Source organism: Chromobacterium vaccinii, from assembly GCF_000971335.1.
Taxonomy (GTDB): Bacteria; Pseudomonadota; Gammaproteobacteria; order Burkholderiales; family Chromobacteriaceae; genus Chromobacterium; species Chromobacterium vaccinii.
Genome location: NZ_JZJL01000042.1, coordinates 22,946 through 44,812 on the forward strand (window position 1 = coordinate 22,946; position 21,867 = coordinate 44,812).

The following is a 21,867-nucleotide window of genomic DNA, read 5'->3' on the forward strand; positions in this document are numbered from 1 at the left end:
AGCCCATAGTCTGCGGCGTGTCGTTGAAAACGGTTTTCGCTTGCGTGCCGATTGTCAGGTAAACGGCATGAGGCTGCCATCGCGGCGGCGCGTCGGCTTTGCTGCGCGCCGCCGTTGTATTTTAGCTTGTCAGCGGGGCCCCAGGATTCGCCGCAGGCTGCTGGCAGGCGGCGCGCCTTGCACCTTCTGCATTTTCCCCTTGTCGTCCTTGAAGAAAATCATGGGCGTGGCGAACGCGCCGAAGCGCTCCATCAGTCGATGATTGCTGTCCAGCTTGGCCTGAACGGCTGGCGGAATAGCGGTTAATGGTTTGACGCCGCCGCTGGCGTGTTGCCGCTCGTGGCGGTCGAAAGCGGCGGCCGGGTTGCTGTCGCCCAGAATGGCCGCCGCCTTGCCGGGGCTGTCCGGTTTGATGATGCCAACCATGATATGGCGGATTTGCACTTTCCCGGCTTTGACCCAGGGGCGGGCATCGTTCCAGAACTTGTTGCAGTAAGGGCAGTTGGGGTCGGTGAAGGCGTAGAGCACGCGCGGCGCCTTGCTTTCTCCATCGGCGATCCAGAAACTGCCTTCCAGCTGTTGCCACAGCGCTTGACTGAACTGTTTGTCCAAGCCGGCCTGATTCCAGGCTTGCCCCTTGCTATCCAGCATGGCGCCGACAATGGCCTGCTTGCCGTCGGCGGTGAGGTAGATGGTTTGCGGCCGGCTCAGGTAGAGCGCGGCGTAGCCGGTCATCCCGCCGGGGGCGGAGAAGCGGTCCAGGATTTCATAGCCTTGCTGCTCCAGCGCCTGCAGCGGCGCTGGCAAGGGGCTGGCCGGGGCGGCGAGCGCTGGCAGGCTGAATGGCAGGGCCAATAGCGGCAGCAGCCAGTTTCGGCATGGAGTGGTCATGGAGTGTCCTTTGCTGAATGGGGCGCGTCGCGCAGCGCGGCCAGCTTGCTGGCCAGCGTGGCGGCGGAGAGTTCGCCCAAGTGGGTGGCGGCCAGGCGGCCTTGCGCATTGAAAAACAGGGTGGTGGGCAGCGCGGCGGAGCCGTATTCCGCGCCCAGCGCGCCGCTTGGGTCGAGCAGCACATGCTCCAGCCGCAGCCCTTCCGCTTGCAGGTATTGGCTGACCGTAGCTTTGTCTTCGCCTTGATTGGCGAAGACAAAGCGGACGGCCGGCTCGTTTTGCTGGGCGGCCTGCAAGAGCGGCATTTCACGGCGGCATGGCGGGCACCAGCTGGCCCATAGATTCACCACCGCGGGATGGCCCTGAGCCAAGGCTGGCAGCGTCACGGGCGCGCCGGATAGGCTGCGCAGGGTTTGGCCGGAGAGCGGCTGCGCTTCCTCCCGCGCGAGCCAAGCCTGGGCGGAGGCCCAAACCAGCCCGCCGGCCAGCAGCGCCGCCGTGAGCGGCTGGCGCAGGGCGGGCTGCGCCCAGCCGCGCCATAGCGCCAAGGCCAAGGCACCCAGCGCGCCGGCCCACAGCGAAAAGCCGCCGTCGCGCAGGTCCAGCATGCTCCAGGGTTGCGCCCGGTATTGTTCGAACCAGATGGCGACGAAGCCCAGCCGCGCGGCCAGCGCTCCCCACAGCAGCAGGTCGTTGAGATGGCTGGCCACGCTGACGCCGTGGCGGCGGCCGGCCAGCCAGCCTGCGGCATGGGCGGCCAGCAGCGCGCCGCCGAGCAGCGCTGCTGCGGCGGGAATGGCCAGCGGGCCTAAGTGGAAGCTCAGCATGGTCATCCTTGTTCTTTGGCCTGTTTCAGGCGGGCGAGGAATGCATCGGCGCTTAACTTGCCGATGATGCGTTGCGCGCGGCGCTCTTTGCCGTCTGGGCCGATCAGCAGCAGGGTGGGAGGCCCCAGCACCTGGCGCGAGGCCATCAGTTGGCTGCTGTCGTCGCTGGCGGCGGTGACGTCCGGGCGCAGCAGGCGCATGCCGGCCAAGGCTTGCTGCACGCGGGCGTCGCCAAACACTTCATGCTCGATTTCCTTGCACGCCACGCACCAGTCGGCGTAGTAGTCCACCAGCGTCCATTGACCGTTGGCGCGGGCGGCGTCCAGTTCCCGCTGCAAGGCGGCGGGGCTGCGCAGCGTGGCAAAGGCATCCATCGCCGAGGCCGGCGCGCCGGCGCTGGCTGACAAGGAGAAGGCCAGGGGTTGCAGCGGATTGCCTTGCCCGGCGGCCGCGCCCAGCAGCATGGCGGCAGACCACAGCCCCAGCAAGATGGCGCTGCCGCGCAGCAGCCATTGCCGGCCGCTGGCTTGCCAGGGGTGGCTGATGCGGAACAGTCCCGCCGCCACGGCGAACAGCCACGCGCCGGACAAGGCCAATGCGGCGGCGGCGGGCAGCACCCGCGCCAGGAACCAGATGGCCATTGCCAGCAGCGCAAAGCCGAAAGCAGCCTTGACCCGGTTCATCCACAAGCCGGGGCGCGGCAGCAGCTCGGGCCCCAGCGCGCCCACCGCCAGCAGGGGGGTGCCCATGCCCAGGCCCATGGCCAGCAGCGCCAGGCTGCCTTTGAGCGTATCGCCGCTTTCGCTGATGTACAGCAGGGCGCCGGCTAGCGGCGCGGTCATGCACGGGCCCACCAGCAAGGCCGACAACACGCCCATGCCGGCCGCGCCGCCAATCGTGCCGCCTTGCTGGCGCTGGCTGGCTTGATTGAGGCGGTCGCGCAGGAAGGCGGGCAGCTGCAATTCGTAGGCGCCGAACATCGCCAGCGCCAACAGGACGAACAAGCCGGCGAACAGGCTCAGCGCCCATGGGGTTTGCAAGGCGGCTTGCAGATTGGACCCCATGGCGGCGGCGGCCGCGCCCAGGGCGGCGTAGGTCAGCGCCATCGGCAGGACGAAGGCCAGCGCCAGCACGAAGCCGCGCCTGGCGCTGGCGCCGCTGCCGACGATCAGGCTGCTGAGTATCGGCACCATTGGCAGCACGCAGGGGGTGAAGGCCATCAGCAGGCCCAGGCCGAAGAAGGCCAGCAGCGCCCAGGCGATGCCCGCTTGCGCCAGCCGGCCGGCCAACGCCTGGTCTTCGCCTTGCGCGCTCGCGGCGGCATCCGTGGCGATATCCGCTTCGGCCCCGGCTGGCGGCGCGCCGTTTTGCAGCGTGACCACGCGGCTTTGCGGCGGGTAGCACAGGCCGGCCTTGGCGCAGCCTTGCCAGCCTATGCGCAACTGGCGCGCTTGCTTGGCTTGCGCCAGCGCTTCCAGGCGTTTGAAGTACACTTCCGATTCGCCGAAGAATTCGTCGGAAATGATTTGGCCCGCCGGCATTTCCAGCGAAGGCGCGTCGCCGGTCGGCAGGGCTTCCACTTTGATGTTCTTGCGGTACAGATAGTAGCCGTCGCTGATGTCCCAGCTCAGCTTGACCTGGCCGTCGCCCAGCTCGGCCACGCTAAGGCGGAACGCTTGCTCCGGCGGCAGAAAATCGGTTTGCGCGCCGGCGGGCGCGGCCCACGACAACGCGAGCAGGAGCAGGCTCCAGATGAAGCGCAACATCGGCATCTCCTCATGGTTGGGATGCCGGGAAGCCTGCTGGCGAAGGATTAAGGCAGCGTTAACCGTGGGATAATCCGCCGCGTGCAAGCTTGGCGGCAAGGAGGGCGACATGCGGGTATTGCTGGTGGAGGATAATGAACTGATCGCGCTGGGCATCACCGCGGGTTTGCGCGCCCATGGTCTGGTGGTGGATGGCGTGGGCACGGCGGCGCAGGCGGAGGCGGCGCTGGCCACGCTGGACGCCGACGCCATGATTTTGGATCTGGGCCTGCCGGACGAAGACGGCATGCGTTTGCTGGCGCGGTTGCGCGCCAAAGGCATCGCATTGCCCATTTTGGTGCTCAGCGCCCGCGACGGCGTGGCGGACCGGGTGGCCGGGCTGCGCGCCGGCGCGGATGATTATCTGCTCAAGCCGTTTGATCTGGATGAGTTGGTGGCGCGCTTGCACGCCTTGCAGCGCCGCGCGGGCGGCCGCAGCGTGGATGTGATGGAAGACGGCCCCTTGCGGCTGGACCCGCTGCGAGGCGAGGCCTGGCTTGATGGCCAGGCGGTGCCGTTGGCGCGGCGCGAGCTGGCGCTGCTGGCGGCGCTGATGCAGGCGCGCGACCGCATTCTCAGCGCGGAGCAGCTAAAAGACCGGCTGTACGACTACAGCGAGGAAATCGAAAGCAATGCGCTCAACGTCCACATCCACCATTTGCGGCGCAAGCTGGGGCCGGAGATCGTGGAGACGGTGCGCGGCTTGGGATATCGCTACGGACGGGCCGGCGCATGAGCTTGCGCCTGCGTTTGCTGCTGTTGATCGGCGTCTCGCTCAGCCTGTTGTGGTGCGGGGTGGCGGCCTGGACCTTGCATGATCTGGACCGTCAGCTGCGCCGCACGCTGGATCAGCGGCTGGCGATGTCGGCGCAGATGGTGGCCGGTTTGATGGCGCAGCTGCCGTCGCCGCGCGCGGGGGCGTTGCCAAGCTTTGCCGGCATCCACGCCGGCATCGCCTGCCAGATCGTTTCGGTGCGCGGCGAGGTTTTGCTGCGTACGCCCGGCGCGCCCGAGGTGAAGGCGTCCCGTTTGCCGCTGGGCTACGCCGATCAGCAGATAGGCGCCGTGCATTGGCGCAGTTACACGGTGGAGGCCAATGGCCTGTTGGTGACCACCGCCGACAGGCTGACTGAGCGCGACGCGTTGTTGGCCACGGTGCGCTGGGCCGCGGCCGTGCCCTTCATCGCCGCGCTGGCCGGCAGCTTGATCGCCTTGTGGTTTGGCGTGCGCCAGGGCCTGTTGCCGCTGGAGCGCCTGCGCCAAGCGCTGTCGCGCCGAGCTCCGGATGCTTTGGAGCCGGTCGACTCCCGTAATTTGCCTGGCGATTTGCAGCCCTTGGTCGCCAGCCTGAACGATTTGCTGGGGAAAATGGCTCTGGCGCTTTCGCGCGAGAGGCGTTTGACCAGCGATGCGGCGCATGAACTGCGCACGCCGCTGACGGCGATCAAAACCCATCTGCAAGTGGCGCGCATCACCCAGGGGCATGACGCGCAGACTGCCTTGGCGCGCGCGGAGGACGGCGCGGACCGATTGCAGAACACGCTCAGTCAGCTGCTGACCCTGGCGCGGGTGGAGGGCGAGTTTGACTGGGAGGATGGCGGCGTGGCCTTGGCGAGCGAGGTGGTGGATCTGGCGGCGCGCGACGCCGCGCCGCGCCAACCAGAACGCATCGCCATCGGTCCTTCGCCGCAGGCTCAGTTGGCGCTGCCGCAGGCGCTGGCGGTGACGGCGCTGCGTAATTTGCTGGACAATGCCTTGCGTTATTCGCCGCCAGGCTCGCTGGTGCGGCTGAGCGTCTGGAGAGAAGGGGCTTGTTTGCATTTTGAAGTGGCCGATCAAGGCCCGGGCCTATCCGCAGAATCCATGGCCCGGGCCACGCAGCGGTTCTGGCGCGCGCGCCAGTCGGCGGATGGCGGCAGCGGCCTGGGTCTGGCGATTGCGGCGGCCATCGTCGAGCGTTTTGGCGGGCGGCTGGCGCTGCGCGCGGAAGAGGCGGGCGGTTTGCGCGTCATATTGACTTTGCCGGCGCGGGATTGATGTTGGCGGAGCGGCGGCGGGCAAGGTGTTTTGCGCGCGGTTGTCCCGCTCCAAAACGTTGAACAGATCAAAAACGATCCAAACGACAAAGCCGGCACGTAGCCGGCTTTTTGATTCTCGTCGCGCGGGGCGCTTATTTTTCCGGGCCGCGGAAGGCGTCGTGACAGGTCTTGCAGTTCTGCGCCACCTGGCCGTAGGCCTTCTTGATGGCGGCCAGGTCGCCGGCTTTGGCGACGGCGGCGAGGTTGTCCACCGACTTCAGGAAGACGTCGCGGTCGGCCTGGAACTTGGCCGGCTGGCTCCAGATTTCCGGTTTGGCGCGGCTTTTGCCGGTGATGCTGTTCGCCGGGAAGTGCTTGAACGGTTCCGCGGCCAGCGTCTTCATCGCTTCCGCCTGCTGCTCGAACTTCGCCTTGTCGTAGGGCGCGCGTTCGCGCACCGCCATGCCCATCGGCTCGAACGATTGCAGCAGCATCTTCTTGAAGGCCTGGCTGCGGATCTCGGCCGGCGTGTCGGCGTGGGCGGCGGGAATGGCGATCGCTGCCAGCAGCAGCGCGGTCAATGTCTTGTTCATGGCGTCTCGAATGGATGGCTATGCTTGTCGAATGCCGGCGCGGCGCGCCGTAAGAGCCTGTTTACGATCTTTCTGCGAGCATCACAGCCCAGCCAACAGGCCATCTGCCGCGTTGTCAGGCTAGGCCTTGGAATCACCAAGGCCTACGCCCTCCGCCTTGCATCTGGCCTGTTGGCTGGGCTGCCCTCCGGGGCCATTCTCTGTCGGCGCATGGCTTTGTCAAGCGGCCCTTGTAGTGAATGACACTGCGGCGGGCCGTTTTTCGTGCCCTGCATCCGGCAGAAAATGGCCGATGCCACAAAAAGATCGTAAACAGGCTCTAAGCCGATTATATCGATGACGGCGGGAAATGGGGCCGGGTGGGCGGCCCGAAGGGATCAATCCTTGCGGAAATCCTTGTGGCAGGCCTTACAGGTCTGCTGGGTGGCGCCGAACTGGGCCTTGATCGCGGCCAGATCGCCGGTCAGCGCCACTTGCTTCAGCTTGGCGGTGGCGGCCTTGTGGTTGTCGATGGCTTTCTGCCAGTCGGCGGGCTTGCTCCAGATTTCGGGCTTGGCGTCAGTCTTGCCCGCGCCGCTGCCGGCGGGGAAGTATTGCCAGGGTTGCTGCGACAGCTGTTCCAGCTTGGCGGCCTGCTTGGCGAATTCGTCCTTGTTGTAAGGAATTTCGCCTTTGACCATCTTGCCCATCTCGCCGACCACCGGCTTGTACTGCTTGAACGTCTCCTTGCGCTGGCTGGCCGGATCGGCGGCGAACGCCTGGCCGGCGATCAGCAGCGCCAGCGACGCCATTAACATCTTTTTCATCGAAAGCTTCCTTTTTTGGCATGAAAAGACGCCCGCAGCCTATCACAGCGGGCGGACCGTCAAAACCCGCATTATGTAAATGGTTGAATGGTTGTGATGTTATACAGTAACATTCGCTCATTATTCAGCTGATGCCATATCCTATGGACCCCACCGTCTATCTCGCCGCCGCCGAGCGCCATTGCGCCGCGCGCGGCAGCAAGCTCACCGATCTGCGCCGCCAGGTGCTGGAACTGGTGCTGAACCGCCGCGGCGTGGTCAAGGCCTACCAGGTGCTGGCCGACTTGCAGCAGCAGCGCGGCTCGGCCGCGCCGCCCACCGTCTACCGCGCGCTGGACTTCCTGGTGGAGCTCGGCCTGTTGCACAAGGTGGACGCGCTGAACGGCTTCATCGTCTGCGAGCACTTCGACTGCCAGCACGAGAGCCTGATCCTGGTGTGCGAACAATGCGGCCGCGTCAACGAGGTGGACGCCGCCAGCGGCCTGGCCCGGCTGCGCGAGATGGCGCAGGCCGCCGGTTTCGCGCTCAGCCCGCAAAACCTGGTGCTGGCCGGACGCTGCCAGTCCTGTGCAGCCTGAATCTGAAGAAATCATGAACAAGACCAAAGTCAATCTGTTTACCGGCTTTCTTGGCGTGGGCAAGACCACCGCGCTGCGCCACCTGATCGCCAATCGCCCGCAGCACGAGAAGTGGGCGGTGATCGTCAACGAATTCGGCGAAGTGGGCATAGACGGCGCCGCCTTGCTCAACGACGAGCTGGCGGTGGCCGAGATCGCCGGCGGCTGCCTGTGCTGCGTCGCCGGCCCGCAGATGACCGCCACCGTGGCCACGTTGTTGCGCCGCGAGAAGCCGGACCGCCTGCTGATCGAAGCCAGCGGCCTGGCCCACGCCGCCGGCGTCATCGACGAATTGCGCGCCAAGCCTTTGGGCGAGGCGCTGGAAGTGGCCGCGGTGCTGACGCTGGTGGACCCGCGCCAGTTCATCCAGCCCGATTACCACCGCCAGCCGCTGTACCGCGACCAGATCTCCATCGCCGACGTGCTGGTGGCCAACAAGATAGACACCGCCGACATCCCGACCATGGAAGCCTTCCGCGCGCAGGCGGCGGCGCTGTTTCCGCCCAAGTCGCTGGTCGGCGAGGTGAAGGACGGCCAGCTGGACGTCGCCTGGCTGGACGCCGAGCTGGCGGCCAAGCCGCGCTACCGCCCGGCGGTGCTGCCTGACAACACAAGCGCGTGGCAATCGGCCGGCTGGACTTTCGAGCCGGAACTGAATTTCGACGGCGAGCGGCTGACGCGGCTGTTCGACGACCTGCCCGCCAAAGTGCCGGGCCTGGTGCGCGCCAAGGGCGTGTTCCGCGTGCTGGACAGCTGGGTGTGGCTGAACTGGGCGGCCGGGCAGTGGGGCGCCGCCCAGGTGTCCTGGCGCCGCGACAGCCGCTTCGAGCTGATCGCGCCGGAATTCGACGCCGCCGCGGTGGAAGCCTGGCTGAAGGAGTGCCTGGAATGAGCGGATCGCATTCGCACGATCACGGCCACGCGCACGAGCCGCACCGCCATGTCACCGCCTCCAATCTGCGCCCGCCGCTGAGCCTGCTGGCCATGTCGGCCGGCCAGCGCGTCGCGCTGACGCTGCTGCCGCTGGCTGGCCTGTGGCTGCTGGTGTGGTGGGCATTGCGGGAGCTGGCATGAGCATCATCCTGAACAACCTGACGGTGTCTTACCAGCGTCATCCGGCGGTGCACCACATCAGCGGCCGCTTCGCCGACGGCGACGCCACCGCGATTTTCGGGCCCAACGGCGCCGGGAAAAGCACCTTGCTGAAGGCGATGATAGGCGCGCTGACGCCGGATTCCGGCCATGTGGACCTGAACGGCCACCGCCGCTCCGACATCGCCTATCTGCCGCAGCAGGCGGAGATCGACCGCAGCATGCCGGTCAGCGTGCTGGAGCTGGTCGGCACCGGCCTGTGGCACCAGAGCGGGCCGTTCGGCCGGGTGGGGCGCGACGGCATGGCCCGCGCGATCGAGGCGCTGGAGCAGGTGGGGCTGGCCGACTTCGCGTTGCGGCCGATCGCGGCGTTGTCCAGCGGCCAATTCCAGCGCGTGCTGTTCGCCCGCATCCTGGTGCAGGACGCCAGGCTGATTCTGCTGGACGAGCCGTTCAACGCGGTGGATGCCAAGACCACGGAAGACCTGCTGGGCCTGGTGGCGCAGTGGCGGCGCGAGAAGCGCACCGTGATCGCGGTGCTGCACGACGCGCTGCAGGTGAGGGCGCATTTTCCGCACACGCTGCTGATGGCCCGCGAGGTGATCGCCTGGGGCGAAAGCGCCGCGGTATTGAACGATGACAATCTGCGGCGCGCGGTGGACACCGCCGCCCATTGGCAGTCCCAGGCGCCGGTTTGTGGCCTGGATGGAGCGAGAGCCTGATGCAACATTTGTACGATCTTCTGGTATCGCCCTTCGTCGAGTTCGCCTTCATGCGCCGCGCCCTGGCCGGCTGCCTGGCGCTGGCGCTGGGCTCCGGCCCCATCGGCCTGTTTCTGGTGATGCGGCGCATGAGCCTGATGGGCGACGCGATGAGCCACGCGGTGCTGCCGGGCGCCGCCGTCGGCTTCATGTTCGCCGGCCTCAGCCTGCCGGCGATGAGCCTGGGCGGCTTCGTCGCCGGCGTGCTGGTGGCGCTGCTGGCGGGTCTCGCCACCCGCTTCACCAGCATCAAGGAGGATGCCAGCTTCGCGGCGTTCTACCTGCTGTCGCTGTCGCTGGGCGTGCTGTTGGTGTCCAAGGGCGGCAGCAATGTCGATCTGATGCATATCCTGTTCGGCTCGGTGCTGGCGGTGGACGACGCCGCGCTGTACCTGGTGTCCGGCGTGGCCACGGCGACGCTGCTGACGCTGGCCGTCATCTACCGGCCGCTGCTGCTGGAGAGCCTGGACCCGGTCTATCTGCGCGCGGTGGGCGCGCGCGGCGCTTGGTGGCATCTGCTGTTCCTGATGCTGGTGGTGCTGAACCTGGTGGCCGGCTTCCAGTCGCTGGGCACGCTGATGGCGGTGGGCTTGATGATGCTGCCGGCGATCACCTCGCGGCTGTGGACCGAGCGCATCGAGGCCATGCTGGCGCTGGCGGTGGGCATCGCCTTCCTCAGCGGCCTCGGCGGCTTGCTGCTGTCTTATCACTTCGAACTGCCATCCGGCCCCGCCATCATCCTGCTGGCCGGCGTGGTCTACCTGCTGTCCTTGTTGTTCGCGCCGGTGGGCGGAGCCTTGCCCCGCTATATCCGCGCGCGGCATCTCGAATCTTGAACCGATAGGGGAAAACCCATGAAGAAGACTCTAGCCGCTTTGCTGCTGCTGGGCATGCCGGCCTTGGCGCTGGCCAAGGTGCCGGTGGTGGCCAGTTTCAGCATCATCGCCGACATGACCCGCGAGATCGGCGGCGACCGCGTGGAAGTGGTGTCGCTGGTCGGTCCGGACCAGGACGCGCACGTGTTCCAGCCGTCGCCGGCCGACATCAAGAAGGTATCCGCCGCCAAGGTGCTGGTGACCAACGGTCTGGGCCTGGAGGGCTGGATGTCGCGTCTTGACAAGGCGGCCAACTTCCGCGGCGCGACCGTGGTGGCGTCCAAGGGCATCAAGACCCGCCAGGCGCCGGAAGAGGAGCATGCCGACGAGGATCACGGCCATGACCACGGCGACGTCGATCCGCACGCCTGGCATGACCCGGCGCGGGTGCAGACCTATATCAAGAACATCAGCGCCGGCCTGATCCAGGCCGATCCGGCCGGCAAGGCCGAGTACCAGCGCCGCGCGGCCGATTACGCCGCCAAGGTGAAGGCGGTGGACGACTGGGCGAAGCAGCAGTTCGCCGCGGTGCCGGCCGCCAAGCGCAAGATGCTGACCTCGCACGACGCCTTTGGCTATCTGGGCGAGCGCTATCAGCTGAAGGTGCTGGCGATCCAGGGCGTCAGCACCGAGTCCGAGGCTTCCGCCAAGGGGGTCGCGCAGCTGACGCGCCAGGTGAGGAAAGAAGGGGTGACGGCGATCTTCATGGAGAACATGAGCGACACCAGGCTGCTGAAGCAGCTGTCGGCCGAAGCCAAGGTGCGGATAGGCGGCAAGCTGTACGCCGACGCGCTGTCCGGCCCCAGCGGCCCGGCTGCCAGCTATCTGCAGCTGATGCGCTACAACGTCGACACCATCATGAAATCGTTCCGCTGACGAGTTGAGCAAGCTTCCACACGCCGATTCCCGCCACGCCCAGTCCGGCCGCCAGCCGCACCGGGCGTTTTTGCATCCAGCGCCGCAGGCCGTCGGCGAACACGCCCATCAGCAAGAGATTGGGCAAGGTGCCCAGGCCGAAGGCCAGCATCATGCCGGCGCCGTTCCAGGCCGATCCGCTGGCCAGCGCCGAGATCGATGCGCTGTACACCAGGCCGCAGGGCAGCCAGCCCCAGGCCGCGCCGACCGCGACCGCGCCGCCGGCCGACCGCACCGGCAGCAGCCGGCCCACCAGCGGCTGCACCCGCCGCCAAAGCGGTTGTCCCAGCTTTTCCAGCGCTACCACGGCCTGGGCGAATCCCGCCAGATAGAGGCCCATCGCGATCAGCATCAGATCGGCGAGCAAGGCCAGACCCAGCTGCCAGGCATGGGTGGAGGCCAGGCTGAGCCCGCCCGCCGCCAGTCCGCCCAGCAAGGCGCCGATCAGCGCGTAGCTGGCGACGCGTCCCAGATTGTAGCCGGCCAGCACCCGCCAGCGGGCGTAGCCGGGCGGCTGGTGCAGGGTGAGCGCGGCGACGATGCCGCCGCACATGCCGACGCAGTGCCCGCCGCCCAGCAGGCCGGCGAGGAACAAGATCCAGAAATTTGTCTCAATCATGCCGCAAGCGCTTCAGGAAAGCTCTATGGTAACAGAGGGCATGACGTAGCGGCTTGAACGTGCCGATTTGGCTTGATGACGGGGTTTGCGGCGGTTTGTTCGATTCTTTTTGGCATTGTTGAAACAGTCATTCTACAAAAAAGGTTGAAGATAATTGTTTCGCCTACTGGCCAAAAGTACAGTTTGCAAAGAAAATGGCGGCTTGGGCGAGACAAGAAGGGCGGCGCTGTCTATAAGACGGACGCGGTCCAAGCCCGGAGCCAGGCTGGGATATGGGAGCGATTGCCGCGTAAGGCGGATCGATCCGGCCTGGGCTGCAATGAAAAGGAATGGGGATACATGAGGAACACAATATGGCCAGGTATCTGACACTTGAACGGCTGGGCAAATCGGCCATCATCACGCTTTCCAACCTGCCTGCCAATCTGCTGACGACCGATGGCCTGAACGAGCTGACGGCGACGCTGCAGGCGCTGAATGCGGATGATGACGTGCGTTCGGTGGTGATTACCGGCGCCGGCGACGCGTTTTTTTCCGCCGGAGCAGATTTGAAGCAGTTCGCCGCTGGCGACAAGGCCGCGGCGGATGTGGTGCTGCAGGCCTTCGCCAACGCGCTGCAGGCGATACGCGCCTACCGCGGCGTCACTGTCGCCGCCGTCAACGGATTCGCGCTGGGCGGCGGCTTGGAGTGCGCGCTGGTGTGCGACTACATCATCGCCGAGCGCGGCTCCAAGCTGGGCCTGCCGGAAGCCAAGGTCGGTCTGATTCCCGCCGCCGGCGGCACCAAGACGCTGGCCGACAAGGTGGGCGTGTCCTGGGCCAAGCGCATCATCCTGGGCGGCGAGGTGGTGTCGGCCGAGCAGGCGCTGAAGATAGGCCTGATCGAAGAGGTGGTGGATCAGGGCTTCGCCAAGATCGTCGCGGTCAGCCTGGCCAACAAGGTGGCGGGGCAGGGGCCGGTCGCGGTGGCCGCCGCGCGCAAGCTGATCGAAGACAGCCCCAATCTCAATCTGGACGAGCATCTGAAGCGCGAGCGCGCGGCGACGCTGGGGCTGGTGGGCGGTTCGGAACAACTGGAGGGCGTGGCCGCCTTTCTGGCCAAACGCGCGCCCAGTTGGGCGCAGGACGACGACGACTGAGCCGTCGCCGCTTTGCGAGCCGATATGACGACAGCCGCCTGCGCGCAAGTTTTGCCGCCGGCGGCTTTGTTTTGGCGGCGTCTGCCATGTTAGCCTAGTCGTCATTTGGCATATTCGGCCGCGGACGCCTGCGGCCGGCATCGCAGGGGAGAGCATGGAAATCTACCAGTTGCGCACCTTCGTCACCGTGGCCCAGCAAGGCCACCTGACGCAGGCGGCCGAGTTGCTGCATCTGTCGCAGCCGGCGGTGACCGCGCAAATCAAGGCCCTGGAGGAAGAAGTGGGCATGCAGTTGTTCGAGCGCAGCGCCGGCGGCGTCAGCCTGACCCGGGCCGGCCAGGAGTTGCTGCCGCAGGCGCAGGGCGTGCTGGCCGCCGCGCGCGACATCATCAACCACGCCAAGCAGCTGAAGGGCCAGCTGTCGGGACAGGCGCGCATCGGCGTGACGCTGATGCCGGACCTCCTGAAGCTGGGGCCATGGGTGGCGGCGCTGGCGGACGCCCACCCGCTGCTGGAGGTGAAGCTCACCCATGGCGTATCGGTGGATGTGCTGAATCTGGTGCGCAAGAAAGAGCTGGACGCCGGCTTCTACTTGGGCAAGAACCCCTATATGAACGTCAGCACCGTGCCTTTGCGGATGCTGAATTTCCGCGTCGCCTTGCCGCCGGCCTGGGCGGGGCAGGCGGCGGAAGGGCGGCTGAAGGAGCTTGGCAAGCTGCCCTGGGTCGGCATCTCGCAGTTTTCCAGCTTGTCCAAGATCACCGCCGAGTTGTGGCGGGAACTCAATATCTCGCCTAAAAAGGTGGCGGAGAGCGATCACTTGTCTGTAATACTGGAGCTGGTGGCCGCAGGCGTGGGCGCGGCTCTGGTGCGCGAGGAAGACGCGCTGGCCTGGGAGGCCGCCGGGCGCGTCCGGCTGGTGCCTGACCTGCGCAAGAGCGCCGAGCTGCAGTTTGTCTATCCGGCCGACCGGACCGGCGATCCGGTGCTGGAAACCTTGTTGCGCGAGTTGCTGGCGGTCTGGGAGCTTCCCTGTCCGCAAACGTGAGTCCGGGCGCGCGAGCGCCGTCGAATGAGGAGGCCGCATGGCCAGATGGATAGTCGGAGCGATGGAAACATATTGCGGCGCGGTGGAGCAGGGGCAGCGCCGCTGGCTGGACGCTCAGCAGGAGGCGTGCAGCTGTTGGCTGTCGTCGATCACGCCGAGCTTCGCCTTGTCGGAAGGGGAGATGGAGCGGCGGATCGATGGCGGTCTGCTGGCGGGCGCCTCGATATGGCAGGCCCAGGCCGACATCCAGCGTGGATTGATGCTGGCTGCCGAGAGGCTGTGGACCGAGATGGGACGCAGCATCGCGCGGCAGCTGCCCGATGACGGGGCGGCGCCGATCGCGGCGGTGCGCCAGGCGCTGGAGGTGGGCTGCGCTTCCGGCGCGGCCTTGTCCACCGCGTCGCGGCAGGCCGGGCATTTCGCCGCCACCAACTTTTCCGGCATTCCGCTGAAAGCCGCCCGCGATGTGAGGCGCGTGCTGCGGCAATCCTGATCCGCGGTCGCCGCGGTTTGCGCAGGCGCATGGTATGCTGACCGCATCGGCCCGGAGATGGGCATCAGGGGAAAGCGTGCGATGAGAATCCATGGCGCCTGTCACTGCGGCAATATTTCCTTCGACCTCGACTGGCCCGACGGCGCGGCGATCCCCGCTCGTCGTTGCGGCTGCGGCTTCTGCCGCAAGCATGGCGGCGTCTGGACCACCTCTCCCGCCGGCAGGCTGGAGGTGACGCTGCGCAATCCGCAGGGGGTATCGCATTACCGCTTCGGCACCCGTACCGCCGACTTCCACATCTGTTCCGATTGCGGCGCCGCGCCGCTGGTCACCAGCGAGATCGGCGGCCGTTTGCGCGCCGTGGTCAGCGTCAACGCCTTCGAGACGCCTGGCCTGCCGCTGGGCGATGCGGCCGACGTATCGTTCGATGGCGAGAGCGAAACGGAGAGGCTGGCGCGGCGCGCCCGCAACTGGATCCCCGATGTCCGTTTCGTCTGATCGCCTTCCCCTTATCCGGCTGGAGGCCTTTTCGGCCGAGGCCTTGGCCGATCTGGCCGATGGCAGGCAGCCGGCAAGCCTGGGCCGCCGCTGCGAGGAGGGCGCCTTGCCGCCGCCGGAGGTGGCAAGTCGGGCATTGCGTTTGTTGGCGTCAGGCGTGGCCGAGCGTTGGAGCCTGCCCTACGCGATGATCGATGAGCGCGGCGCGATTGTCGGCGCCTGCGGCTTCAAGGGAGCTCCCTGCCTGGGGCTGGTGGAGATCGGCTACGGTGTGGCCCCCCTGCGGCGTGGACGCGGCATTGCCGCGGCCGCCGTGAGGCTGTTGCTGGAGGAGGCGGTCATCCGCGGCGGCGCGCGCCGGGTGCTGGCGCGGATCAATCCGGATAATGCCGCGTCGTCGCGGGTGGCGGACAAGCTGGGTTTCGTCCGCGGCGAGGTGAGGCTGGACGATGACGGCGAGCCGTTGGCGCAATGGCTGTGGCCGCCTTCAACTGATTTTGCCCATGATGGAGAAGCGCCATGAAGCTGATCGGCATGCTGGATTCCCCCTATGTCCGCCGCGTCGCGGTTTCCCTGCAGTTGCTGGACCTTCCATTCGAACACCATCCCTTGTCGGTGTTCAGCGCATTCGGCCGTTTCCGGGAGATCAATCCGGTGGTCAAGGCTCCCACCCTGATCTGCGACGACGGCACGGCGCTGATGGACTCCACGTTGATCCTGCAGTACGCGGAGTCGATCGCGCCGGGGCGCAGCCTGCTGCCGTCCGATCCGCAGCGCCTGCTGCGCAGCCTGCGGGTGACGGGGCTGGCGCTGGCGGCCTGCGAGAAGAGCGTGCAGATCGTCTACGAGCGCAAGCTGCGCCCTGAAGACGCGCGCTACCAGCCCTGGCTGGAGCGGATCAGCAGCCAGTTGCTGGCCGCTTACGACGAACTGGAGCGGGAGCTGGCATCCGGCGTGCCGGACATCGGCGGCGGGGCCATTGATCAGGCCTGGTTGAGCACTGCCGTCGCCTGGCACTTCAGCAGGCGGATGACGGCTGACATCGTGCCGGAAGATGAGTATCCGGCCTTGGCCGCCCTGTCCGCGCGGGCGGAGGCTCTGGACGCGTTCCGGGCTGCGCCGTATGGAGATGGCGCGTATCCGGTCCGTTTTTGATGCGCTGCGTCAAATAACATATCCTGCATGTTCCTGGGGCGTGATCAACGACCGCAGCGGCGGCTGGTATTACTGCTTCACTACCGGCGACATCGTCAGCGCGGTGCAGTCCGGGCGGCAGATCGTTCTCGACGTCTACGGCAAGGGCAACACGGTGAAGTGCGGCGATGTGTTCACGCTGACTGCGCCCTGACCCTGCTGCGATGACACAATAAAACGCCGCCGCATTTCACAATGCGGCGGCGTTGTCGTTGACGCTTGATGGAATTACTTCTGATGCGCGTCGTCGGCCACGATGCCGCGCACCTTGGCCACGTCGCCGGCAGCCACCGGACTGGCGGCGTTGCCCCAGCTCTGGCGCATATAGGTGAGCACGTCGGCCACCTCCTGGTCGTTCATCTGCTGGGCGTAGCCCGGCATGCTGTATTCCCAGGCCAGGTGGCGCGTGCGGGCGTTGACGCCGCCTTCCAGCACCACGCGGATCAGCGAGGTGGCGTCGCGTGCCATCACCGCCGAGCTGCCGGCCAGCGCCGGCACCACCTTGTCATGCCCCTGGCCGTTGGCCTGGTGGCAGGTGGCGCAGTTCTCGAAGAACAACGTGGCGCCGGTGCGCACCGGGGCGACGTCGGCCGCGCCCGCGCCCGGAAGGCTCTTCAGGTAGACGGCGATCGCCGACAGGTCGGCGGTGTTGATGTGCTGGCTGCTGTAGTGCACCACTTCCGCCATCGGGCCGAATGCCGCGGTGTAGCGGTTGCGGCCGGTCTGCAGGTATTGCACCAGCTCGTCGGCCGACCAGCCGCCCAGGCCTTCGCGCGCGTCGCCGGTCAGGTTGCCGGCGTACCAGCCGGCCAGCTGCGCGCCGGTCAGGTAGCCGGGCTTCTTCTCGCTCAGCGCCACTTCCTGGAAGGCGACGCCGCGCGGGGTGTGGCAGGTGCCGCAGTGGGCCATGCCCTGCACCAGGTAGGCGCCGCGATTCCACTCGGCGTTCTTGGCGGCGTCAGGCTGGTAGCGACTGTCGTCGTGGAACATCCAGCGCCACAGCGTCAGCGGCCAGCGCATCGACAGCGGCCAGGGAATGTCGCTGTCGCGGTTGGCCTGCTTCACTGGCGCGACGCCGTGCATGAAGTAGGCGTACAGGTCGCGCATGTCATCGTCGTTGATGCGGGCGAACGAGGTGTAGGGCATGGCCGGGTACAGCGAATGTCCTTCCTTGGCCACGCCACGGCGCAGCGCGCGGGCGAAGTCCTCGTAGCTGTAGTTGCCGATGCCGGTTTCCTTGTCCGGCGTGATGTTGGTGGAGTAGATCTTTCCCACCGGGGTGTCCATAGGCAGCCCGCCGGCGTTTTCCTTGCCGCCGGGCGCGCTGTGGCAGGCGATGCAGTCCGACACGCGGGCGAGGTAGGCGCCGCGGCGCACGCCGTCGGTGTCGACATGCGCCAGCGCGGCGTTCGCCGCACAGGCCAGCAGGGCCGCGAGACCCAGGGTTTTCATCAGTTTCATCACGGTGTTCCTGTTAGCTCAGCTCGTTGACGGCGCGCCATGCCTGGTCGATGGCGGCGTGGGTGTACGGGTTCCAGTCGGAGTCGGAGTTGGCGATCGCCACCTTGCCGGCCGGGCGGCGGGCGGTGGCGATGATGCGCTTGGACTCTTCTTCGTCGTCGTACATCGAGTTGAGGAAGTAGGAATAGCCGTGCGACCAGCGGTTGACGGTGATGGCCGCGATGTCGCGGTTGTGGTCGAAGCCGGCGGGGCCGAGGATGCGCTGCAGCTGGCTGCGGATCATGTTCTCGTGCTCGGAGAACGGCATGGCCAGCAGTTTGGCGCGGCCCATCTTCCACTGGGTGCGCGGGTCCAGATTGGAGCCGGCGATGGTGGGCACGTAGACCATGTGCAGGCACATCGGCTCTGACGGCTTGCGCGGATGCTGGTAGCCGCCGATGTCCACCGGATAATCCATCTTGATGCGGCTGTACGGCATCGACGGGCAGTACAGCTCGTGCACGCCCAGCTTCATGAAGCTGTCCCAGTTCTTCAGCACCACCTTGGTGTAGACCAGCGGCGCCTTGACGTTCATCGCCAGCGCCTGCTTCTGATCGTTTTCCAGCTCCGGCATGATGTGCGGGATCATCATGTTGTAACAGGCCATCACCACGTGGCGGCCCTGCACGCGGCGCAGCCTGCCGCCCTTGTCCAGATAGCCGACGTCCACCGGGCCCTTGGCGTTTTCCACGCGCACCACGGTGCTGTTCAGCCGCAGCCGCACCGGATTTTCCGGCAGGTCGAGCTTGCTGTAGTCGAAGCGGGCAAGCACGATGTCGTTCATGTCCTTGCCCGGCGCCGCCTGCGGAATCATCTTGCGCACCAGGAGGCGGGCGATGGACGCGTTGCCGTCGGGGAAGTGGTAGATGTAGGGGTCGCGCAGCTCGGCTTCCGCCTCGGCGCTGATCTTGCCGAGGCCGGCCACGCCGTGGAAGCCCGGCAGGTCGAGGTTGCGCGCGTCCAGCGCCGGCAGGCCGTCGATGCCCACTGCCTGGAAGTCGTTGCTGCGCGACTGGAAGAAGCGGATCGCGGTGGCGCTGAGGCCGACGTGGCGGGACAGGTAGGTGCTGTAGCTGATCTTGGCCAGATAGGCTTCGCGCTTGTTCTTGGGCATGTCGCCCAGGTAGTCGCGGGTGCTGGTGTGCAGGGCGATCAGCGCGTCGCGGTCCTGCTTCGACATCGGGAAGTCGTTGATGAAGTCGCGGATCGGGCGCGCGTTCAGGCGCTTGGGATCGATGTCGTCCGCCACCTGCAGATAGGGGTCGCCGCCTACGGTCTTGTCGATGCCGAAGTCTTCCTTATTGAAGAACACGCCGCGCGACAGCTTGAGGTCGGGATAGAAATTGCGGTGGAAGTGGCTGGCCAGGCCATCGATGTCGATGGTCAGTTCCTTCATCAGCGCCAGCGCTTCCTTGCTGAACACGTGCTTGGGCGATTGCAGCGATTCGGTGCCGCCGTAGCCCAGCATCAGGCGGTTGCCGACCTTGAACTCGTTGCGCTTGGCGTGGCCGCCGAAGTCGTCGTGGTTGTCCAGGATCAGTACTTTGGCTTGCGGATGCTTCTTGCGGTAGTAATGCGCGGCCGCGAGGCCGCTGATGCCGCCGCCTACCACCACCAGGTCGTATTGCTCTTCCACCTTGGCACCGCCCAGGTTGAACGCGTGGTGGGCGCGGCCCAGCTTGTGGGCGTTCTCGAAGGAGCCGTCATGGTTGCCGCGCAGTCCGGTGAGCGAAGGCGGGTAGTAGCTGGCGCTGATCTGTCGGGGTGCGGCACGGAGGATTTCCAGCGGAGTGAGCCCGGCAGCCACCGTCAGCGCAAAACCGTTGAGGAAGTCTCGTCGGGTAATGGACATGGCTTTTCCTGTGTTGTTGTTGGAATAAACCAGCAGCCTCTGCGTGCTGTCTGGCGTTCCATTATAACAAATTGTAAATATAGTTAATTTTTATGCTGCGGGAATGACGAATCGAGGCAGGGAAACGAACAGGCCCGGTTGAGCCGGGCCTGGGAGGATGGGATGGGGCCGCGCGGCGGCGGGATCAGGCCAGGGCGATTCTCTTCTTCAACAGGCCCAGCGCCAATGCCGTGACCAGGGTGCCGGCGGCCAGCGCCGCCAGGTAGCTGAGCAGGTGTTCCACCGCATTGGGGATGGGCAGCACGAACACGCCGCCGTGCGGCACCTTCAGTTGCACGCCCATGGTCATCGAGACGGCGCCGGCCAGCGCCGAGCCGGCCATCAAGGCCGGGATCACGCGGAAGGGATCGCGGGCGGCGAAGGGAATGGCGCCTTCGCTGATGAAGGCCAGGCCCAGCACCGCGGCGGCCTTGCCGGCCTCGTGCTCGTCGGCGGTGAAGCGGTCGCGGAATAATCGGGTGGCCAGCGCTAGCCCTAGCGGCGGCGTCATGCCGGCGGCCATCACCGCGGCCATCGGCGTGTACACCTGGCTGGCGATCAGGCCGGTGGCGAAGGCGTAGGCCGCCTTGTTGACCGGACCGCCCATGTCGAAGGCCATCATCGCGCCCAACAGCGCGCCCAGGGCCAGCGCGCTGCTGCCCTGCATGCCCTTTAGCGCCTCGGTCAGCGCCGACAGCACGGCGGCCACCGGCTGGCCCACCACGTAGATCATCAAGAGGCCGGTCAGCAGCGAGCCTAGCACCGGCAGGATCAGCACCGGCTTCAGGCCGTCCAGATGCTGGCCCAGCTTGATCCGGCGGTTCAATTCGCGGGTGCCGTAGCCGGCGATGAAGCCGGCGGCGATGCCGCCCAGGAAGCCGGAGCCCAGGCTGGCGGCCAGCATGCCGCCCACCATGCCGGGCGCGATGCCGGGGCGGTCGGCCACGGAATAGGCGATGTAGCCGGCCAGGATGGGCACCATCAGCGCGAAGGCGGATTTGGCGCCGATCTGGAACAGCGACCACGCCAGGGTGCCCTTGTGCGCGTCGTCGAAGGCGTAAATGCCGCCCAGCGCGAAGGCGAGCGCGATCAGGATGCCGCCGGCGGTGACGAAGGGCAGCATGAAGGACACGCCGGTCATCAGGTGGCGGTAGGGGCCGTCCTTGGCTTTTTCCGGGCTCGCGGCTGTGGCCGAGCCTGCGCCTTCCCATGGCCGCGCTTCTTCGATGGCGCGGCGGATCAGCGCCTTGCCGTCGCCGATGGCGGCCTTGGTGCCGCTCTTGAACAGCCGCTTGCCGGCGAAGCGGTCCAGCTGCACCTGGGTGTCGGCGGCGATCACCACCAGATCGGCGGCGGCGATCTCGGCGTCGGTCAGCGCGTCCTGCGCGCCGACCGAGCCCTGGGTTTCCACCCGCATCGCGTGGCCCAGCGCCTTCGCGCCCTGGACCAGCCCCTCGGCCGCCATGAAGGTGTGGGCGATGCCGGTGGGGCAGCCGGTGATGGCGACGATGCTCAGCGCGCGCTCGGTCGCCGCCGCGCCATCCAGCTGCGCGGCCGGATCGGCTAGTACCGCGTCCAGCGTGGCATGGCGCGCGGGCCGCTGCCCGGCGCGGCCGTCGTCGGGACAGTCCACCAGCAGGATCTGGCTGGCGGCCTGCAGGCGATCCGCGTCCAGCGCCGGTTGTCCGTCGATTTCGATGTCTATCCGCTTGCCCTGACGCTGGGCGGCCTGTCGCAGCGCTTCGGCGGCCAGCCTGGCCTGGGTGCTGCGTTCTCCTGCGCGGATGATGGCGACGATGCTCATGTGTTTCCCCTGTTGCTAAGCGGGCGCGGCTCAGGCCGCGTCCAGGGTTTGCAGGCTGACGGCGGCGGCCAGCTCTCGTATCTGTTGTTCCGGCGGCAGATGGGGACCGACGCGCTGCAGCTTGGCGACGGCGAAGGCCACCGCCAGCCTCAGGCTGTCGGCCGCGTCCAGGCCCTGGCGCCGGGCGGCGACCAGGCCGGCCACCAGCGCATCGCCGGCGCCCACGGTGCTCAAAGGCCGCTGCGGCGGCAGGCTGGCCAGCAGCGCCGCGTCGGCGTCCACCAGCAGCGCGCCTTGTTCGCCCAGCGACACCACCACCCGGCCGACTCCCATCCGCTGCAGGCCGCGCGCGCAACGGACCACGTCGCCCAGGCCGGGCAGCGGGCGGCCGGCCCATTGCGCCAGCTCCTCGCGGTTGGGTTTCACACAGTCGGGCAGCGCTTCGGGCGGGTTGGCCAGCGCGGCGGCCAGCGGCGAGCCG

The 21,867-nt window shown here is 67.0% G+C and carries 25 protein-coding genes; 15 read left to right on the forward strand and 10 right to left on the reverse strand.

The window, feature by feature from the left end:
* Positions 1–129: 129 nt before the first annotated feature.
* The 3 genes from dsbG to dsbD are packed head-to-tail and all read right to left on the reverse strand — an operon-like array spanning position 130 to position 3,484.
* On the reverse strand, positions 130–891 hold the full coding sequence (gene dsbG, locus VL52_RS17900) for a thiol:disulfide interchange protein DsbG (protein WP_046158307.1): 762 nt from the start codon (positions 889–891) through the stop codon (positions 130–132).
* Complete coding sequence (locus tag VL52_RS17905; RefSeq protein WP_200896046.1) at positions 888–1,724, reverse strand: TlpA family protein disulfide reductase; 837 nt, start codon at positions 1,722–1,724, stop codon at positions 888–890. Before VL52_RS17905 ends, dsbG begins: the two co-directional genes overlap by 4 nt.
* Complete coding sequence (dsbD, locus tag VL52_RS17910; RefSeq protein ID WP_046158308.1) at positions 1,721–3,484, reverse strand: protein-disulfide reductase DsbD; 1,764 nt, start codon at positions 3,482–3,484, stop codon at positions 1,721–1,723. Before dsbD ends, VL52_RS17905 begins: the two co-directional genes overlap by 4 nt.
* Before the next feature lie 109 nt (positions 3,485–3,593).
* Between dsbD and VL52_RS17915 the strand changes: the two genes are divergently transcribed.
* Together VL52_RS17915 and VL52_RS17920 are read left to right on the forward strand one after the other, a co-directional pair.
* Positions 3,594–4,259, forward strand: a complete 666-nt coding sequence (locus VL52_RS17915; RefSeq protein WP_046158309.1) for a response regulator — start codon at positions 3,594–3,596, stop codon at positions 4,257–4,259.
* Positions 4,256–5,560 carry an ATP-binding protein gene (locus tag VL52_RS17920; protein ID WP_046158310.1) on the forward strand — a complete coding sequence of 435 codons (1,305 nt, stop codon included), beginning with the start codon at positions 4,256–4,258 and terminating at the stop codon, positions 5,558–5,560. The genes VL52_RS17915 and VL52_RS17920 overlap by 4 nt, the downstream gene beginning before the upstream one ends.
* A 133-nt stretch (positions 5,561–5,693) precedes the next feature.
* On the opposite strand, the gene VL52_RS17925 is transcribed toward VL52_RS17920, so the two are convergent.
* Both VL52_RS17925 and VL52_RS17930 read right to left on the reverse strand, forming a co-directional pair.
* Entirely contained in the window at positions 5,694–6,134 is a 441-nt protein-coding gene (locus tag VL52_RS17925) for a c-type cytochrome (protein ID WP_046158311.1), read from the reverse strand.
* A 377-nt stretch (positions 6,135–6,511) separates the two neighbouring features.
* Positions 6,512–6,940, reverse strand: a complete 429-nt coding sequence (locus VL52_RS17930; protein ID WP_046158312.1) for a c-type cytochrome — start codon at positions 6,938–6,940, stop codon at positions 6,512–6,514.
* Between the two features lie 143 nt (positions 6,941–7,083).
* Here VL52_RS17930 and VL52_RS17935 point away from each other — a divergent pair, with 143 nt between their 5' ends.
* The 6 genes from VL52_RS17935 to VL52_RS17960 are packed head-to-tail and all read left to right on the forward strand — an operon-like array spanning position 7,084 to position 11,161.
* On the forward strand, positions 7,084–7,518 hold the full coding sequence (locus VL52_RS17935) for a Fur family transcriptional regulator (protein WP_046158313.1): 435 nt from the start codon (positions 7,084–7,086) through the stop codon (positions 7,516–7,518).
* Between the two features lie 13 nt (positions 7,519–7,531).
* Entirely contained in the window at positions 7,532–8,449 is a 918-nt protein-coding gene (locus tag VL52_RS17940) for a CobW family GTP-binding protein (RefSeq protein ID WP_046158314.1), read from the forward strand.
* Positions 8,446–8,631: a hypothetical protein gene (locus VL52_RS17945; RefSeq protein WP_046158315.1), complete on the forward strand. Its 186-nt coding sequence runs from the start codon at positions 8,446–8,448 to the stop codon at positions 8,629–8,631. Before VL52_RS17940 ends, VL52_RS17945 begins: the two co-directional genes overlap by 4 nt.
* On the forward strand, positions 8,628–9,371 hold the full coding sequence (locus VL52_RS17950) for a metal ABC transporter ATP-binding protein (protein WP_046158316.1): 744 nt from the start codon (positions 8,628–8,630) through the stop codon (positions 9,369–9,371). The genes VL52_RS17945 and VL52_RS17950 overlap by 4 nt, the downstream gene beginning before the upstream one ends.
* Entirely contained in the window at positions 9,371–10,246 is an 876-nt protein-coding gene (locus VL52_RS17955) for a metal ABC transporter permease (protein ID WP_046158317.1), read from the forward strand. Before VL52_RS17950 ends, VL52_RS17955 begins: the two co-directional genes overlap by 1 nt.
* An 18-nt stretch (positions 10,247–10,264) precedes the next feature.
* On the forward strand, positions 10,265–11,161 hold the full coding sequence (locus VL52_RS17960) for a metal ABC transporter substrate-binding protein (protein WP_046158318.1): 897 nt from the start codon (positions 10,265–10,267) through the stop codon (positions 11,159–11,161).
* On the opposite strand, the gene VL52_RS17965 is transcribed toward VL52_RS17960, so the two are convergent.
* On the reverse strand, positions 11,142–11,819 hold the full coding sequence (locus VL52_RS17965; protein WP_046158319.1) for a sulfite exporter TauE/SafE family protein: 678 nt from the start codon (positions 11,817–11,819) through the stop codon (positions 11,142–11,144). The genes VL52_RS17960 and VL52_RS17965 overlap by 20 nt on opposite strands.
* Positions 11,820–12,172: 353 nt before the next feature.
* Here VL52_RS17965 and VL52_RS17970 point away from each other — a divergent pair, with 353 nt between their 5' ends.
* From VL52_RS17970 to VL52_RS25070, 7 genes are all read left to right on the forward strand, one after another.
* Positions 12,173–12,958, forward strand: coding sequence for an enoyl-CoA hydratase (locus tag VL52_RS17970; RefSeq protein WP_046158332.1), 786 nt, complete (start codon positions 12,173–12,175; stop codon positions 12,956–12,958).
* Positions 12,959–13,112: 154 nt separating this feature from the next.
* Positions 13,113–14,006: a LysR family transcriptional regulator gene (locus VL52_RS17975; protein WP_046158320.1), complete on the forward strand. Its 894-nt coding sequence runs from the start codon at positions 13,113–13,115 to the stop codon at positions 14,004–14,006.
* Positions 14,007–14,043: 37 nt separating this feature from the next.
* Positions 14,044–14,499 carry a hypothetical protein gene (locus tag VL52_RS17980; protein ID WP_046158321.1) on the forward strand — a complete coding sequence of 152 codons (456 nt, stop codon included), beginning with the start codon at positions 14,044–14,046 and terminating at the stop codon, positions 14,497–14,499.
* Between the two features lie 81 nt (positions 14,500–14,580).
* Positions 14,581–14,997: a GFA family protein gene (locus VL52_RS17985; protein WP_046158322.1), complete on the forward strand. Its 417-nt coding sequence runs from the start codon at positions 14,581–14,583 to the stop codon at positions 14,995–14,997.
* The gene (locus VL52_RS17990; protein WP_052729391.1) at positions 14,981–15,520 is read left to right on the forward strand and encodes a GNAT family N-acetyltransferase; all 540 of its coding nucleotides are present in this window, start codon (positions 14,981–14,983) and stop codon (positions 15,518–15,520) included. The genes VL52_RS17985 and VL52_RS17990 overlap by 17 nt, the downstream gene beginning before the upstream one ends.
* Positions 15,517–16,152: a glutathione S-transferase gene (locus VL52_RS17995; RefSeq protein WP_046158323.1), complete on the forward strand. Its 636-nt coding sequence runs from the start codon at positions 15,517–15,519 to the stop codon at positions 16,150–16,152. Before VL52_RS17990 ends, VL52_RS17995 begins: the two co-directional genes overlap by 4 nt.
* Positions 16,153–16,192: 40 nt before the next feature.
* The gene (locus VL52_RS25070; protein WP_160298962.1) at positions 16,193–16,345 is read left to right on the forward strand and encodes a hypothetical protein; all 153 of its coding nucleotides are present in this window, start codon (positions 16,193–16,195) and stop codon (positions 16,343–16,345) included.
* Positions 16,346–16,419: 74 nt separating this feature from the next.
* Here VL52_RS25070 and VL52_RS18000 read toward each other — a convergent pair whose 3' ends face one another.
* The 4 genes from VL52_RS18000 to VL52_RS18015 all read right to left on the reverse strand — a co-directional run.
* Positions 16,420–17,652 carry a cytochrome c gene (locus VL52_RS18000; RefSeq protein WP_046158324.1) on the reverse strand — a complete coding sequence of 411 codons (1,233 nt, stop codon included), beginning with the start codon at positions 17,650–17,652 and terminating at the stop codon, positions 16,420–16,422.
* A gap of 13 nt (positions 17,653–17,665) precedes the next feature.
* A complete protein-coding gene (locus VL52_RS18005) occupies positions 17,666–19,543 on the reverse strand; it encodes an NAD(P)-binding protein (RefSeq protein ID WP_046158325.1) in 1,878 nt (625 codons plus the stop codon).
* A 184-nt stretch (positions 19,544–19,727) separates the two neighbouring features.
* Positions 19,728–21,386 carry a PTS fructose transporter subunit IIC gene (locus VL52_RS18010; protein ID WP_046158326.1) on the reverse strand — a complete coding sequence of 553 codons (1,659 nt, stop codon included), beginning with the start codon at positions 21,384–21,386 and terminating at the stop codon, positions 19,728–19,730.
* 30 nt (positions 21,387–21,416) lie between these two features.
* On the reverse strand, positions 21,417–21,867 hold a 451-nt coding region (locus tag VL52_RS18015; protein WP_046158327.1), incomplete at its 5' end, for a 1-phosphofructokinase family hexose kinase.

What these genes read in the sequence shown, in the direction of transcription:
- dsbG (WP_046158307.1), bottom strand. Translation starts at nt 891, where the DNA reads ATGACCACTCCATGCCGAAACTGGCTGCTGCCGCTATTGGCCCTGCCA.
- VL52_RS17905 (WP_200896046.1), bottom strand. Translation starts at nt 1,724, where the DNA reads ATGACCATGCTGAGCTTCCACTTAGGCCCGCTGGCCATTCCCGCCGCA.
- dsbD (WP_046158308.1), bottom strand. Translation starts at nt 3,484, where the DNA reads ATGTTGCGCTTCATCTGGAGCCTGCTCCTGCTCGCGTTGTCGTGGGCC.
- VL52_RS17915 (WP_046158309.1), top strand. Translation starts at nt 3,594, where the DNA reads ATGCGGGTATTGCTGGTGGAGGATAATGAACTGATCGCGCTGGGCATC.
- VL52_RS17920 (WP_046158310.1), top strand. Translation starts at nt 4,256, where the DNA reads ATGAGCTTGCGCCTGCGTTTGCTGCTGTTGATCGGCGTCTCGCTCAGC.
- VL52_RS17925 (WP_046158311.1), bottom strand. Translation starts at nt 6,134, where the DNA reads ATGAACAAGACATTGACCGCGCTGCTGCTGGCAGCGATCGCCATTCCC.
- VL52_RS17930 (WP_046158312.1), bottom strand. Translation starts at nt 6,940, where the DNA reads ATGAAAAAGATGTTAATGGCGTCGCTGGCGCTGCTGATCGCCGGCCAG.
- VL52_RS17935 (WP_046158313.1), top strand. Translation starts at nt 7,084, where the DNA reads ATGGACCCCACCGTCTATCTCGCCGCCGCCGAGCGCCATTGCGCCGCG.
- VL52_RS17940 (WP_046158314.1), top strand. Translation starts at nt 7,532, where the DNA reads ATGAACAAGACCAAAGTCAATCTGTTTACCGGCTTTCTTGGCGTGGGC.
- VL52_RS17945 (WP_046158315.1), top strand. Translation starts at nt 8,446, where the DNA reads ATGAGCGGATCGCATTCGCACGATCACGGCCACGCGCACGAGCCGCAC.
- VL52_RS17950 (WP_046158316.1), top strand. Translation starts at nt 8,628, where the DNA reads ATGAGCATCATCCTGAACAACCTGACGGTGTCTTACCAGCGTCATCCG.
- VL52_RS17955 (WP_046158317.1), top strand. Translation starts at nt 9,371, where the DNA reads ATGCAACATTTGTACGATCTTCTGGTATCGCCCTTCGTCGAGTTCGCC.
- VL52_RS17960 (WP_046158318.1), top strand. Translation starts at nt 10,265, where the DNA reads ATGAAGAAGACTCTAGCCGCTTTGCTGCTGCTGGGCATGCCGGCCTTG.
- VL52_RS17965 (WP_046158319.1), bottom strand. Translation starts at nt 11,819, where the DNA reads ATGATTGAGACAAATTTCTGGATCTTGTTCCTCGCCGGCCTGCTGGGC.
- VL52_RS17970 (WP_046158332.1), top strand. Translation starts at nt 12,173, where the DNA reads ATGGCCAGGTATCTGACACTTGAACGGCTGGGCAAATCGGCCATCATC.
- VL52_RS17975 (WP_046158320.1), top strand. Translation starts at nt 13,113, where the DNA reads ATGGAAATCTACCAGTTGCGCACCTTCGTCACCGTGGCCCAGCAAGGC.
- VL52_RS17980 (WP_046158321.1), top strand. Translation starts at nt 14,044, where the DNA reads ATGGCCAGATGGATAGTCGGAGCGATGGAAACATATTGCGGCGCGGTG.
- VL52_RS17985 (WP_046158322.1), top strand. Translation starts at nt 14,581, where the DNA reads ATGAGAATCCATGGCGCCTGTCACTGCGGCAATATTTCCTTCGACCTC.
- VL52_RS17990 (WP_052729391.1), top strand. Translation starts at nt 14,981, where the DNA reads ATGTCCGTTTCGTCTGATCGCCTTCCCCTTATCCGGCTGGAGGCCTTT.
- VL52_RS17995 (WP_046158323.1), top strand. Translation starts at nt 15,517, where the DNA reads ATGAAGCTGATCGGCATGCTGGATTCCCCCTATGTCCGCCGCGTCGCG.
- VL52_RS18000 (WP_046158324.1), bottom strand. Translation starts at nt 17,652, where the DNA reads ATGAAACTGATGAAAACCCTGGGTCTCGCGGCCCTGCTGGCCTGTGCG.
- VL52_RS18005 (WP_046158325.1), bottom strand. Translation starts at nt 19,543, where the DNA reads ATGTCCATTACCCGACGAGACTTCCTCAACGGTTTTGCGCTGACGGTG.
- VL52_RS18010 (WP_046158326.1), bottom strand. Translation starts at nt 21,386, where the DNA reads ATGAGCATCGTCGCCATCATCCGCGCAGGAGAACGCAGCACCCAGGCC.